The 13,735-nt window shown below is 70.7% G+C and carries 12 protein-coding genes; 9 read left to right on the top strand and 3 right to left on the bottom strand.

All coding sequences use genetic code 11. The features are described from left to right. Positions 1-12 precede the first annotated feature (12 nt). The 6 genes from MQN93_RS14610 to MQN93_RS14585 all read left to right on the top strand — a co-directional run bounded on the left by MQN93_RS14610 (position 13) and on the right by MQN93_RS14585 (position 5,550). Positions 13-1,377, top strand: coding sequence for a phosphomannomutase/phosphoglucomutase (locus MQN93_RS14610; RefSeq protein ID WP_242709818.1), 1,365 nt, complete (start codon positions 13-15; stop codon positions 1,375-1,377). 17 nt (positions 1,378-1,394) lie between these two features. Then, on the top strand, positions 1,395-1,559 hold the full coding sequence (locus MQN93_RS14605; protein ID WP_242709817.1) for a hypothetical protein: 165 nt from the start codon (positions 1,395-1,397) through the stop codon (positions 1,557-1,559). 70 nt (positions 1,560-1,629) lie between these two features. Further along, positions 1,630-1,800, top strand: a complete 171-nt coding sequence (locus MQN93_RS14600) for a Trm112 family protein (protein ID WP_016436309.1) — start codon at positions 1,630-1,632, stop codon at positions 1,798-1,800. Positions 1,801-1,911: 111 nt separating this feature from the next. After that, the gene (locus MQN93_RS14595) at positions 1,912-3,042 is read left to right on the top strand and encodes an SIS domain-containing protein (RefSeq protein ID WP_242709816.1); all 1,131 of its coding nucleotides are present in this window, start codon (positions 1,912-1,914) and stop codon (positions 3,040-3,042) included. Positions 3,043-3,273: 231 nt separating this feature from the next. After that, positions 3,274-4,425: a mannose-6-phosphate isomerase, class I gene (manA, locus tag MQN93_RS14590; protein WP_242709815.1), complete on the top strand. Its 1,152-nt coding sequence runs from the start codon at positions 3,274-3,276 to the stop codon at positions 4,423-4,425. Between the two features lie 144 nt (positions 4,426-4,569). Continuing rightward, positions 4,570-5,550, top strand: coding sequence for a cation diffusion facilitator family transporter (locus MQN93_RS14585; RefSeq protein ID WP_016436306.1), 981 nt, complete (start codon positions 4,570-4,572; stop codon positions 5,548-5,550). A gap of 30 nt (positions 5,551-5,580) precedes the next feature. Here MQN93_RS14585 and lepB read toward each other — a convergent pair whose 3' ends face one another. Together lepB and MQN93_RS14575 are read right to left on the bottom strand one after the other, a co-directional pair. Continuing rightward, on the bottom strand, positions 5,581-6,252 hold the full coding sequence (lepB, locus tag MQN93_RS14580; protein WP_242709814.1) for a signal peptidase I: 672 nt from the start codon (positions 6,250-6,252) through the stop codon (positions 5,581-5,583). 110 nt (positions 6,253-6,362) lie between these two features. Continuing rightward, positions 6,363-8,531, bottom strand: a complete 2,169-nt coding sequence (locus MQN93_RS14575) for a fructose-specific PTS transporter subunit EIIC (protein ID WP_242709813.1) — start codon at positions 8,529-8,531, stop codon at positions 6,363-6,365. A 481-nt stretch (positions 8,532-9,012) separates the two neighbouring features. On the opposite strand from MQN93_RS14575, the gene ahcY reads away from it, so the two are divergent. After that, on the top strand, positions 9,013-10,470 hold the full coding sequence (ahcY, locus tag MQN93_RS14570; protein ID WP_242709812.1) for an adenosylhomocysteinase: 1,458 nt from the start codon (positions 9,013-9,015) through the stop codon (positions 10,468-10,470). A 150-nt stretch (positions 10,471-10,620) separates the two neighbouring features. After that, on the top strand, positions 10,621-11,235 hold the full coding sequence (locus MQN93_RS14565; protein WP_242709811.1) for a hypothetical protein: 615 nt from the start codon (positions 10,621-10,623) through the stop codon (positions 11,233-11,235). 28 nt (positions 11,236-11,263) lie between these two features. On the opposite strand, the gene MQN93_RS14560 is transcribed toward MQN93_RS14565, so the two are convergent. After that, positions 11,264-12,295 (bottom strand): RDD family protein, encoded by a 1,032-nt coding sequence (locus MQN93_RS14560; RefSeq protein ID WP_242709810.1) that lies wholly within the window; start codon positions 12,293-12,295, stop codon positions 11,264-11,266. Positions 12,296-12,424: 129 nt separating this feature from the next. Here MQN93_RS14560 and MQN93_RS14555 point away from each other — a divergent pair, with 129 nt between their 5' ends. Further along, positions 12,425-13,432 carry a stage II sporulation protein M gene (locus MQN93_RS14555; protein ID WP_242709809.1) on the top strand — a complete coding sequence of 336 codons (1,008 nt, stop codon included), beginning with the start codon at positions 12,425-12,427 and terminating at the stop codon, positions 13,430-13,432. Positions 13,433-13,735 lie beyond the last annotated feature (303 nt).

The raw sequence follows: 13,735 nt of genomic DNA, 5'->3' as shown, positions 1-13,735 counted from the left end.
GGAGGGTTGGCCGTGGCTGCTGATCTGTCACAGATCGTGAAGGCGTACGACGTGCGCGGGGTGGTCCCGGACCAGTGGGACGAGTCACTGGCCGAACTCTTCGGCGCCGCCTTCGTCCAGGTGACCGCGGCCGACGCGATCGTGGTCGGGCACGACATGCGGCCGTCGTCGCCCGGCCTGACGCGTGCCTTCGCGCGCGGGGCGGCCGCGCAGGGCGCCGACGTGACCGAGATCGGGCTGTGCTCGACCGACCAGCTGTACTACGCCTCGGGCGCGCTGAACCTGCCGGGCGCGATGTTCACGGCCTCGCACAACCCCGCGCAGTACAACGGCATCAAGATGTGCCGCGCGGGCGCGGCGCCGGTGGGCCAGGACACCGGCCTGACGCAGATCCGCGAACTGGCCGAGAAGTGGATCGGATCGGGGGCTCCGCAGCCGGCCGCGAAGCGGGGAACGATCACGCAGCGCGAGACGTTGTCGGACTACGCGGCCCACCTCCGCTCCCTCGTCGACCTGACCTCCATCCGCCCGCTGAAGGTCGTGGTCGACGCGGGCAACGGCATGGGCGGCCACACCGTCCCCACGGTGTTCGAGGGCCTGCCCCTGACCCTCGTCCCGATGTACTTCGAACTCGACGGCACGTTCCCGAACCACGAGGCGAACCCCCTGGACCCGGCGAACCTCGTCGACCTGCAGCAGCGCGTCCGCGAGGAGGGCGCCGACCTCGGCCTCGCCTTCGACGGCGACGCGGACCGCTGCTTCGTGGTCGACGAGCACGGCGACCCGGTGTCCCCGTCCGCGATCACGGCACTGGTGGCCGCGCGTGAACTCGCGCGCAACGGCGGCGAGGGCGTGATCATCCACAACCTGATCACGTCGTGGTCCGTCCCGGAGGTCGTCAAGGAGCACGGCGGCACGCCGGTCCGCACCCGCGTCGGCCACTCCTTCATCAAGGCGGAGATGGCGAGTTCGGGCGCGATCTTCGGCGGCGAGCACTCGGCCCACTACTACTTCAGGGACTTCTGGAACGCCGACACGGGCATGCTGGCCGCCCTCCACGTCCTCGCGGCCCTCGGCGGCCAGAGCGGCCCGCTGTCCGCGCTCACCGCCGAGTACGACCGCTACGTCGGCTCCGGCGAGATCAACTCCACGGTCGCCGACCAGGCCGCACGCCTGGCCGCCCTCAAGTCGGCGTACGGCACCCGCGAGGACGTCACCCTCGACGAACTGGACGGCCTCACCGTCACCTCCACCGACTGGTGGTTCAACGTCCGCCCGTCCAACACCGAACCCCTCCTCCGCCTGAACGCCGAGGCCCGCGACGAAACCACCATGACCAAGATCCGCGACGAGGCACTGGCGGTGATTCGGGCTTGAACCGGGGGCGGGCCGTCATGGTTGAGCTGGGCACGGACGGCGCTTCGGGCCTGGGCGCCGCCGTCATCGGGCCTGACACCACCACCGACGACGCCGACGCTCCCCACGGCGGGCACCCCGCGGGGGTGCCCGCACCGACCTTCCCCAACCCCGGCACCCCGTTCCCCACGGCGGTACGCTGACCAGGCACATCCGCACAGGCCCACGCCGAAGCAAGCGCACACGTACACGCGTTCCCCGAAGGGACACCTCATGCCGCTCGAAGCCGCCCTCCTGGAGATCCTCGCCTGCCCGGCGTGCCACGCCCCCCTCAAGGAGCAGGAGTCCGAGCTGATCTGCACCGGCGCCGACTGCGGCCTGGCCTACCCCGTCCGGGACGGCATCCCCGTGCTGCTCGTGGACGAGGCCCGCCGCCCCGCGTAACGCCGAGCCCCGCCACCGCGAAACGCCGGGCCCGCTCCCCGCGCACCGGGTCCCGGCGGGCGTACGACCCCGGCGCACACACAGATCCCCGGCGATCGGAGGCTGCCGCCCATGCTCGACGAATCGTTGCTCGACGCCCCCGAGGCACTCGCGGAGGCCGACCGGCGCGGCCTGCTCCGCGGCGCCGCCGAGGCGGGCGCCCGTGTCCGCATGGCCGCGCGGCACGCCGCCGAGGCAGGCGTCGGCGACCTCAAGCCCGACGGCCGCCCTCGCGCCGTCCTCATCGCAGGACCCGGCGCCGCCGCCATCTGCGCCGCCGACCTCCTCGGCACGCTCGCCGGACCCGGCAGCCCCGTCATCCGGCTCGCCCCCACCGGTGTCGCCCCCGCTGCGGGCGCCCTGCGCTGGGAGCTCCCGGGCTGGGCCGGTTCCGTCGACCTGCTCCTGATCACCACCCCCGACGGCACCGAACCGGGCCTGTCCCTGCTCGCCGACGCCGCCTACCGCCGCGGCTGCACGGTCGTCGCGGTCGCCCCCGCCCGCACTCCCCTCAGCGAAGCGGTCGAAGGCGCCCACAGCTTCTTCGTGCCGATGGCGACAGCCCCGTACGAGAACGACGACCAGGAACTCGCCGCGTCCGCCCCCGGCGTCCTGTGGGCCCTGCTCACCCCGCTGCTCGCCCTCATGGACCGCACCGGTCTGCTCTCCGCCCCGCCGGAGGCCGTCGCGAAGGTGGCCGACCGCCTCGACCACATCGCCGAGCGCTGCGGGCCCGCCATCGCGACCTACAGCAACCCCGCCAAGACGCTCGCCGCCGAACTCGCGGACGCGCTGCCGGTCGTCTGGACCGAAGGCGTCTCGGCGGGCCCCGCCGGCCGCCGTTTCGCGGCCGCCCTCGCCGAACTCTCCGGCCGCCCCGCGGTGGTGGCCGAGCTGCCGGAGGCGCTCGCCGCGCACAGCGCCCTGCTGGCGGGCCCGCTCGCCGCCAGCGCCGACCCGGACGACTTCTTCCGCGACCGCGTCGAGGAAGCGCCCGCCCTGCACGCGCGCGTGGTGCTGCTCCGCGACCGTCCCATCGGCGGCCTCACCGCCGCCCCCGCCGCCCGTGACCTGGCCCTCAGCCACGACACACCGATCAGCGAACTGGAGCCGGAGGCCGGCGGCGAACTGGAGACCCTGGCCGAGCTGATCGCCATCACGGATTTCGCCGCCGTTTACCTGGCGCTCGCCTCGGGGGCCTGATCTTGACGCCGACGCCGTGACCGCCGTACGCCACACGAAGACGAAGACGAAGACGAACGCAAACACAAGCACGCGCGCGAGGACGAGCGCGAGCGCATACGCCACGCCAGGACGACGTCGCCGTACACACCACAACACCGGCCGCCGTACACACCACAACACCGGCCGCCGTACACACCACAACACCGGCCGCCGCACGCACCACGAACCGGCAGAAGGAACCCCATCCGCATGGACCGCCTGGACAACACCATCCGCCCCTACGCCTGGGGCTCCACCACCGCCATCCCCGCCCTCCTCGGCGTCGAACCGAGCGGTGAGCCGCAGGCGGAGATGTGGATGGGCGCCCACCCGGGCGCGCCCTCGCGCACCGCGCGCGGCACGCTCGTGGAGGTCGTCGACGCGGACCCGGAGCGGGAGCTCGGCGCGGCGGCCGTCGCCAAGTTCGGCCCCCGGCTGCCCTTCCTGCTCAAGATCCTCGCCGCCGGCGCCCCCCTCTCCCTCCAGGTGCACCCCAACCTGCAGCAGGCCAAGGAGGGTTACGAGGACGAGCAGCGCCGCGGCATCCCCGTCGACGCCCCGCACCGCAACTACAAGGACGCCAATCACAAGCCCGAACTGATCTGCGCGCTCACCGAGTTCGACGGCCTGTGCGGCTTCCGCGACCCGCTCCAGGCGGCCGAGCTGCTGGCCGGCCTCGGCGTGGACTCCCTCAAGCCGTACGTCGACCTGCTGCACGCCCACCCCGAGGACGCCGCCCTGCGCGAGGTCCTCACCGCGATCCTCACCGCCGACCCGGAGGAGATGCAGCACACGGTCGCCGCGGCCGCCACCGCCTGCACCCGCCTCGGCGGCGCCTACGCCCCCTACGCGGACATCGCCCACCACTACCCGGGCGACCCCGGCGTCATCGCCGCCATGCTCCTCAACCACGTCCGCCTGCAGCCCGGCGAGGCCCTGTTCCTCGGCGCGGGCATCCCGCACGCGTACCTGAACGGCCTCGGCGTCGAGATCATGGCCAACTCCGACAACGTCCTGCGCTGCGGCCTGACCCCCAAGCACGTCGACGTCCCCGAACTCCTGCGCATCGTCCGCTTCGAGGCGAGCGACCCGGGCGTGCTGCGCCCCGAGGCCTCCCCGGAGGGCGAGGAGGTCTACGACACCCCTATCGACGAGTTCCGGCTGTCGCGGTACGTCCTGCCCGAGGGCGGAGCCCTCCACGACCTCACCCGCGACACGCCGCAGATCCTGCTCTGCACGGCCGGTACGGTGCGGGCGGACGGACAGGAACTGCTCCCCGGCCAGTCGGTCTTCGTCCCGGCGGGCGAGAAGGCCGAGGTGTCCGGAGCGGGCACGATCTTCCGGGCCACTGTGATCGTATGACCGGGGTTGTGGATACCTGAGGGGTCGTTGCCGGGCGGTGCTGCAAGAATGGCCCTCCGGCAAAGGACAGGCAAAGGCGGCGGGCGAGGGCCCGGCCCGCGCAGGTACGTAGGCGATACGTAGGCGAAGGGACAACGCGGACACATGAGCGCGTCAGGCGGCACCAGGGCGATCGTGGCAGCACTCGGCGCCAACCTCGCGATCGCGGCATCGAAGTTCGTGGCGTTCGCGTTCAGCGGTTCGTCGTCGATGCTCGCCGAGGGCGTTCACTCGCTCGCCGACTCCGGGAACCAGTTCCTGCTGCTGATCGGCGGCAAGAAGGCCCAGCGCGAGGCAACCCCGCAGCACCCCTTCGGCTACGGCCGGGAGCGGTACATCTACGCCTTCCTGGTCTCCATCGTCCTGTTCTCCGTGGGCGGCATGTTCGCCATCTACGAGGGCTACGAGAAGATCAGGCACCCGCACGAGATCGAGCACTGGTACTGGCCGGTGGGCGTCCTCGCCTTCGCGATCATCGCCGAGGGCTTCTCCTTCAGAACGGCCATCAAGGAGTCGAACGAACTGCGGGGCAAGCTCTCCTGGTCGCAGTTCATCCGGCGCGCCAAGGCACCCGAGCTGCCCGTCGTCCTCCTGGAGGACTTCGGCGCGCTCATCGGTCTGGTCCTCGCGCTCGGCGGCGTCGGCCTGGCCCTGATCACCGACGACGGCGTGTGGGACGGCATCGGCACCGTCTGCATCGGCGTCCTGCTCGTCCTGATCGCCCTCGTCCTGGCCTCCGAGACCAAGTCCCTGCTGCTCGGCGAGTCCGCGGGCACCGAGGAGGTCAAGCGGATCGAGGCCGCCATCGTCGACGGCGACACGGTCACCGGCATCATCCACATGCGCACGCTCCACCTCGGCCCCGAGGAACTGCTGATCGCCGCCAAGATCGCCGTGCAGCACGACGACACCGCCGCCGAGGTGGCCTCCGCCATCGACGCCGCCGAGGCACGTATCCGCGAGGCCGTCCCCATCGCGCGCGTGATCTACCTCGAGCCGGACATCTACAGCGAGGCGGAGGCGGCCAAGGGCCCCGACCGCGAGGCCACGCCCGGCGGACCGACACCGCACCCCGCCGGCCACTGACCCCAGTCGCCGTACGGCTGCTCGGCTCCGTTACACCTGCACGGCCCAGGGCGGGGGCGGAGGCACGACGACCCGCTTGCGTACGGCCACTGCGGCGATCCCCAGCCCGAACCCGGTGAGTGTCAGCAGCAGCCCCACCAGCGCGCCCACCCCGAGCAGCGCCGGCACGGCGTAGTCGTCCGTCACCCGGCCCCGCACCGCGCTCACGGGCACGGTCCCGTCGTGGTCGGCGGCGAAGAACCGCGAGTCCATCGAGTTGGTCCGGTGATCACCCAGCACGAAGAGCCGCCCCCTCGGCACCTGCACGTCGTACCGCCGGCCCACCCCGTCCGCGATGCCGTCCGCGACGTACGGCTCGTCGAGCGGCTTGCCGTTGACGGTCAGCCGCTCCTTCCCGCCCTGGCCCGTGCAGCACACGACGTGGTCGCCGCCCACACCGATGACGCGCTGCATCAGGGGCGCACCGAAGCCGTAGCGGTCCGGCGCGGAGTAGAGCACCACATCGCCGCGCCGGACCTCGGTGCCGTTCACCCGCTCGTAGATCAACTGCTGCCCGCGCTTGTACGTCGGCGACATGCTGGTGCTCGACACCGTGCTCCCGTGGAAACCGGTCCACAGCGCCACCACGGCCCCGACCGCCAGCACCACCCCCAGCGGCCCCAGCACCCCCGCCCATATGCCGAGCTTGCGCGCCCTGCTCATCGCCACTCCCTCCCCACGCGGCACATCCGCGCCGCGCAGAGGGTAGCTGCCGGTCGCGACGGGACTGCGCGGGCCCGCGCCCTCGCGTGGACGCGGGCCCGCTCAGCCGCCTAGCGGATCTCGCTGAGCACGCCGAGAACCGCCCGCTCGTCGTCGGCCGCCAACAGCCGCTCCCGGAACCCGGCATCCATCAACTTCCGCGACAGCAGCGCCAGAATCCGCAGATGCTCGTCGCCCGCGGCCGCCTCCGGTACGGCGATCATGAACACCAACCGCGCCTTCGTACCGTCCATCGAGCCCCACTCGACGCCTCCGACGGACCGGGCGAAGCCGACGACCGGTGCGGTCACCGCATCCGTCTTGGCATGCGGAATCGCGATCTCCTCACCAAGGCCGGTGGTGCCCTGCTCCTCGCGCCGCAGCGCCGTGCTCACGAGCTCGTCGACATCCGCCACGTCGCCACTGCGGGCCAGGAGCTCCGCCATCTCCCGAATGGCCGCCTCCTTCTCCTGCGCGTCGAGCCGGACCTTGACGGTCCGTTCGGTGAGGTATCCGGAGAGGACGTCGCCGGAGGGGTCGGCGGGTTCGGCGGGTTCTTCGTCGGGCCGCGTGGGCTCGGCGGGCTCGGCCGGAACGGTCCCGTCGGCCTCAGGAGCCGACCCGCCCCCGGATGCCGAGCCCGAGGCGGACGGCGTCGATCCGCCCGCTCCCTGTGCGGAGACGGCAGCAGCCGCGTCCGAGCCCACGGCCGACGCCCCCGCTCCCGCCGGGACCAGCGCCAGCTCGGCACCGTCCACGCCCGCGACGGCCGCCACCGGGGCACCCCGGCGCCCGCGCTCGCTGATGTCGATCAGAGCAACGGTCGCCAGCGCCGTCACCACCGAGCCGATCACCACCGCCACGAAGAACATCGGTACGCCGCTGACCGCACCCAGCACGGCCACGATCGGCCCGCCGTGCGGCACCGCGTCCTTCACCCCGGCCATGCCGGCGACCGCACCGGCCACCGCGCCGCCGAGCATATTGGCCGGAATGACCTGCGCGGGCCGCGCCGCCGCGAACGGGATCGCGCCCTCGGAAATGCCGAAACACCCCATGAACAGGGACGCGAGACCGGTCTCCCGCTCCTGCTCGTCGTAGAGCCGCTTGCGTATCAGCGTCGCCAGCCCCTGTCCCAGCGGCATGACCGGGATCGCGGCGGCGCACATGCCCATGACCGTCTGGTTGCCGGTCGCGATGAGCCCCGCGCCGAAGAGGAACGCCGTCTTGTTGACCGGCCCGCCCATGTCGAACGCGATCATCAGGCCCAGGATCGTGCCGAGCAGGATGGCACTCGTGCCGGTCATCCCGCCGAGCCAGCTGGTCAGATGCTCGAACACCCAGGAGATCGGCTTGCCGATGACGTAGATGAAGAACATCCCGAGCACCGTCGTCGCCACGATCGGGATCACGATGATCGGCATGATCGGGTGTACGAACTTCGGGACCTTGACCTTCTTGATCCACAGCACCAGATACCCGGCGAGGAACCCGGTCACGATCGCGCCGATGAAGCCCGCGCCCGCCTTGGAGTCGTACAGCGACCCGGTGTTCGCGATCCAGCCACCGATCATGCCCGGCACCAGCGCGGGCCGGTCCCCGATGGCGTAGGCGATGTACCCGGACAGGATCGGCACCATCAGCGTGAAGCCGATGACACCGATGTTGTTCACGTCCATCCAGAAGGAGTCCTTCGGGATGACCAGACCACCGGAGGGGTCGGTGTGTCCGCCGAGCGAGAGCGAGATCGCGATCAGCAGACCGCCGACCACCACGAACGGGATCATGTAACTGACGCCGTTCATCAGCGCTTTGTACGTCGCGCTGCGCTCCCTGCCGCCGCCCGCGGGTGAGGCCGCCGCGGCGCCGCCGGGTTCGTGCACGGGTGCGGACCGCACCTGCTCGATCAGCTGCTCGGGGTGGCGGATGCCTTCGGCCACGCCGACCTTGAGGACCCGCTTGCCCGCGAAACGGCTCAGGTCCACGTCCTTGTCCGCGGCGATGATCACGCCGTCCGCGGTGTTGACATCGTTGTCGGACAGTACGTTTTCAGCCCCGATCGATCCCTGGGTCTCCACCTTCATGTCGATGCCACGGCTCTCGGCCGCCTGCGCGAGCTTCTCCGCGGCCATGTATGTGTGTGCGATGCCGGTCGGGCATGCGGTCACCGCGAGCAGCTTCAGCCGCTTCTGCTCGGTGCCACCGGTGCCCGTGGGGGGAGGGCCGGCCGGACTGGTCACGTCGATCTCCTAACGCATTCGTCGTGCGAAGCGCCGTCCCGGACGCCCCGCAGAATCGATCGGGCGCCACCCGACCTCCGAGGCATCCTGCATCACTCGACGCCCGCCGCATAGATGCAAAAGTCCCAGTTCGTACTGGTCTGTAGGCTCCTGTCCTCCCGTTCGTAGGTGTCCTGTTATCGCGCTCCCCACCCGCTCCCGGCCCGCCCGGCCCTCACCCGCCACCCGCCGTCATCGACGCGATGTGTTCGTAGGTGGACTGGGGACGCCCGGGCCGACCGGTGTAGCTTGGAGGGGAGCCAGACGTCGCTGCTGATGGCGGTCGGGCGGTCCTGTGCGGACCGACCGAGGGAGAGAGGGCCTCCGACGGACTGCGCTGCGCGTACGCGGGCATGCCTGTGTCCTCTTCGGACACCCCTGTGTCCGCCGCCGCGCAGACCAGCCGTATCCACCTCGCCCCGATCCCGAGGAGCAGCTCGCAATGACGACTGTCGACACCCGACAGGACTTCAAGGTCGCCGACCTCTCGCTGGCCGAGTTCGGCCGCAAGGAGATCACCCTCGCCGAGCACGAGATGCCCGGCCTGATGGCGATCCGCAAGGAGTACGCCGAGGCCCAGCCGCTGGCCGGCGCCCGCATCACCGGCTCCCTGCACATGACCGTGCAGACCGCCGTCCTCATCGAGACGCTGGCCGCCCTGGGCGCGCAGGTCCGCTGGGCCTCATGCAACATCTTCTCCACCCAGGACCACGCGGCCGCCGCCATCGCCGTCGGCCCGAACGGCACGCCCGACAACCCCCAGGGCATCCCGGTCTTCGCCTGGAAGGGCGAGACCCTGGAGGAGTACTGGTGGTGCACGGAGCAGGCACTGACCTGGCCGAACACCCCCACCGGCGGCCCGAACATGATCCTCGACGACGGCGGTGACGCCACCCTCCTCGTCCACAAGGGCGTCGAGTACGAGAAGGACGGCAAGGTCCCCTCCGTCGACACCGCCGAGTCCGACGAGCACCGCGTCATCCTCGAACTCCTGCACCGCACCATTTCCGACGGCTCGCAGAAGTGGACCCAGCTCGCCTCGGAGATCCGCGGCGTGACCGAGGAGACCACCACCGGCGTCCACCGCCTGTACGAGATGCAGCGCGACGGCGTCCTCCTGTTCCCGGCGATCAACGTGAACGACGCCGTCACCAAGTCGAAGTTCGACAACAAGTACGGCTGCCGCCACTCCCTGATCGACGGCATCAACCGCGCCACCGACGTCCTCATCGGCGGCAAGACCGCGGTCGTCTGCGGCTACGGCGACGTGGGCAAGGGCTGCGCGGAGTCCCTGCGCGGACAGGGCGCCCGCGTGATCATCACCGAGATCGACCCGATCTGCGCGCTCCAGGCGGCCATGGACGGCTACCAGGTCACGACGCTCGACGAGGTCATCGACAAGGCCGACATCTTCGTCACCACGACCGGCAACAAGGACATCATCATGGCCTCCGACATGGCCAAGATGAAGCACCAGGCCATCGTCGGGAACATCGGCCACTTCGACAACGAGATCGACATGGCCGGCCTCGCCAAGATCCCCGGCATCGTCAAGGACGAGGTCAAGCCGCAGGTCCACACCTGGACCTTCCCCGACGGCAAGAAGATCATCGTCCTGTCCGAGGGCCGCCTGCTGAACCTGGGCAACGCCACCGGCCACCCGTCGTTCGTGATGTCCAACAGCTTCGCGAACCAGACGATCGCCCAGATCGAGCTGTTCACCAAGACCGACGCGTACCCGGTCGGCGTCTACGTGCTGCCCAAGCACCTCGACGAGAAGGTCGCCCGCCTCCACCTGGACGCGCTCGGCGTGAAGCTGACCACGCTCCGCCCCGAGCAGGCCGCGTACATCGGCGTGCAGGTCGAGGGCCCGTACAAGCCGGACCACTACCGCTACTGAGCGGCTCGGCTCCGCCCCTGGTGGGCGCGTCGGTGCGCTGACACGCTCACCAGCAGCAGTACCTCCGAGGCAGGCCCCCGCACCCCCGTGCCGGGGGCCTGCCCCTTTGGCCGCTGTGCCCGGACCAGCCCGTCAAGACCCAGGACCCTCATGCCCCGCGGCCGTTATTCGCTTCACGATCCGCACGATCACACCCCCGTCGCTGAAGAGCACTTCCAGTGCGCCCCCGGCCCGACCGGCTGGCGCTATGTCTCCCGGCTGACCGACCCCTCGGGCAGCCAGACCGGCTCCGTCGACCTCGCCCTCGACGAACTCGGCCGTCCCATCCGCCTGGAGCTCCATGCCGCGGACTGGCAGGTCCGTGGCGCCGCCATCGACGGCGTCACCTGGGTCCGCACCGACTCCACCGGGACTCATGCCACCGAAGGCAACGTGCGCGCCCACGCCTTCACCGGCACATCCCCCGCGTTCCTCATCGCCACCGCCCGTCTCCTGCGCCTCACCCCTTCCGCCGCGGCAACCCGCGTACGCCTTGTCGCCTTCACCGACCCCGTCCTCGCCCCGCGCACCGTGGACCAGTCCTGGGCTCTGGTGAACAGCGAAACACACGCCACTGACAACGCCCCCCTGACCGTGGACGAATACCAGGTCACAGCCCTGGACACGGGCGAACAGCACGTCGTGCACATCGCCGGCGACGTGGTGCTCGCGGCGCCCGGCATCGAGCTGGAAGACCTCGAATCACCGCCGTCGACGTTCGCGTGAGCCGGTCCGCCCGGGTGAGAGGGGCGAACTACGCCGGCGGTGCGAACCCGGTGGACGCCTCGGACTCGGCGGAGCCGTCCGCCTCGACCGTGCCGCTCGCTGCGTCGGAGGGGTGGCCGACCGGGGCCCCGTTCTGCGGCGAGGTCGGTGTCGGGGTTCCGTAAACAGGAGCCGCGTACGACGGCGCACCGCCCTGAGGCCCGACGGGAGTCGGCCGCGCGACGTCAGCGGCCGACGGCGGCACCGGGGGAGACCAGGCCGGAGGCCCGTACGAGCCCGGCGCACCAGCAGACGGACTCCCGGCCGCCGAACCGTTCGCGTACGCCCGCCGTACCTCCCGAGCCTGCCGCTCCTGCACCACAGCCGCCAGAAACGCCGCCGGCGGAACGCCCTGCGGAATCGGCGCCCCCGTACGATCCGCGAGATCCGAGGCAAGCCGCTCCGCCATGGCCCAGCCGACCTGGGGGTCCAGCTGCTGCATCCGCGTCAGGTACTGACGGACGGCGAGCCACAACCCGTCGGGAACGGCGGACAGATCGAGCTCCGAGAACCTCCCGGCCAGCCAGGGCGGCGGTGGAGGCAGAAACCCCGTCCGCCCGACCGGCACCCTCTCCCGTACGACGAGAGTCCCGGCGAACACATCACCCAGCCGTCGACCGCGGGCCGACACCAGGGATGCGATACAGGCGACGACCCCGAACGTCATCAGGATCTCGACGACACCGATCCCACCGCGCACCAGCGCATGCCGGAATCGGATCGGCCCACCGTCGTCCAGCACCACCCGCAGCCCACAGGCCAGCTTCCCCAGGGACCGCCCATGGCTGAGCGTCTCGACCGCGATGGGCCCGCCCACCAGCACCAGTACGAAGCCGGCGATCGACACCGCGATCTGCGCCGCATCGTCCAGCGAGGCCGTGGAGGCGACGAGCGCGATGGTCAGAACGATGTAGACCACCATGGCCACGCCCAGATCCAGCAACACGGCAAGCGCCCTGCTGGGCAGCCTCGCGGGGCGCAACTCCAGCGCCACCGCCTCGCCCGTCACCAGCTCGCTCACGCCCGTCGTCCTTCCTCCGGCCTGCCTCTTGAACGGTCAGTCTGCCAAGCTGTGGGCGCATCGCGCCCCAGTACGACAAGCTGACACCACGATGAGCCGCCGACGAACAGCCGAGGAGCAGGAAGAACGATGGACCTCGACGTCATCGTCACGACCCATCGAGCCGAGTGGGACCGCCTCGACGCACTCCTCAAGCGCCAGCGCCGCCTCACCGGTGCCGAGGCCGACGAACTCGTCGCGCTCTACCAGCGCACGGCCACCCATCTCTCACTGATCCAGTCCAGCGCCCCCGACCCCCAGCTGACCGGACGCCTCAGCCAACTCGTGGCACGCGCGCGTAGTGCCGTTACAGGGACCCGACGCGCCTCCTGGCGAGACGTCACACGCTTCCTGGCGTACGGATTCCCCGCGGCGGTCTACCGATCACGCCGCTGGTGGGTTCCCACCGCGCTCCTGTCCACGGTCGTGGCCATCATCCTGGGGTGGTGGATAGGCACGCACCCCGAGGTGCAGGCCACCATCGCGGCCCCCAGCGAGCTGCGCGAACTCACCCGGCCAGGCGGCCAGTACGAGACGTACTACTCGAGCCATCCCGCGGCCTCCTTCGCCGCCCAGGTCTGGACGAACAACGCCTGGGCCGCCGCGCAGTGCCTGATCCTCGGCGTCTTCCTCGGACTGCCCGTCCTGTGGATCCTCTTCCAGAACATGCTCAACCTCGGAGTCGGCTTCGGCCTCATGTCCTCAGCCGGCCGACTCGACACCTTCCTCGGCCTGGTCCTCCCGCACGGCCTGCTCGAACTGACCGCGGTGTTCGTCGCTGCCGGTACAGGACTCCGCCTCGGGTGGACCCTCATCGACCCTGGCCTCCGCTCCCGGCGCACCGCTCTCGCCGAGGAGGGCCGCGCGGCCGTCGGCATGGCGATCGGCCTGGCGCTCGTCCTCTTCGTCTCCGGCGCCATCGAGGGCTTCGTGACCCCGTCAGGCCTGCCCACCTGGGCCCGCATCGGCATCGGGATAGCCGCCGAGCTCGCCTTCCTCGCCTACGTCTTCGTCCTGGGCGGCCGTGCCGCACGAGCCGGAGAGACCGGCGACGTCGCGGCAGTCGAGCGCAGCGCCACGGTGCCCACGGCCGCCTGATGTGCGGACACGCCCACTGAGCTGTTAGTCTCTCCATCGCCCCACAGGAGCCGTTGACACGGCACCAACGGGGAGGTAGATTCGAACAGTTGCCTAGAAACGGGTTCATCCCCGTCGGCAGCGGTGAGTGTCTGTCTGCTTCATGGAAGCACTGATTCCAAAGAAGCCCTTCCCGATGAATCGGAAATGAGTGGCCGGTCAGTCCGGCTCGAAAGTTCTGATAAAGTCGGGTCCGCCGGAAAGGGAAACGCGCAAGCGGAAACCTGGAAAGCGCCGAGGAAATCGGATCGGAAAACGGTCTGG

Origin of the sequence: Streptomyces spinosisporus, from assembly GCF_022698145.1 — a bacterium.
Lineage (GTDB): Bacteria > Actinomycetota > Actinomycetes > Streptomycetales > Streptomycetaceae > Streptomyces > Streptomyces spinosisporus.
The sequence above is the reverse complement of the archived record's forward strand: the minus strand, read 5'-3'. Positions and strand labels throughout refer to the sequence as shown.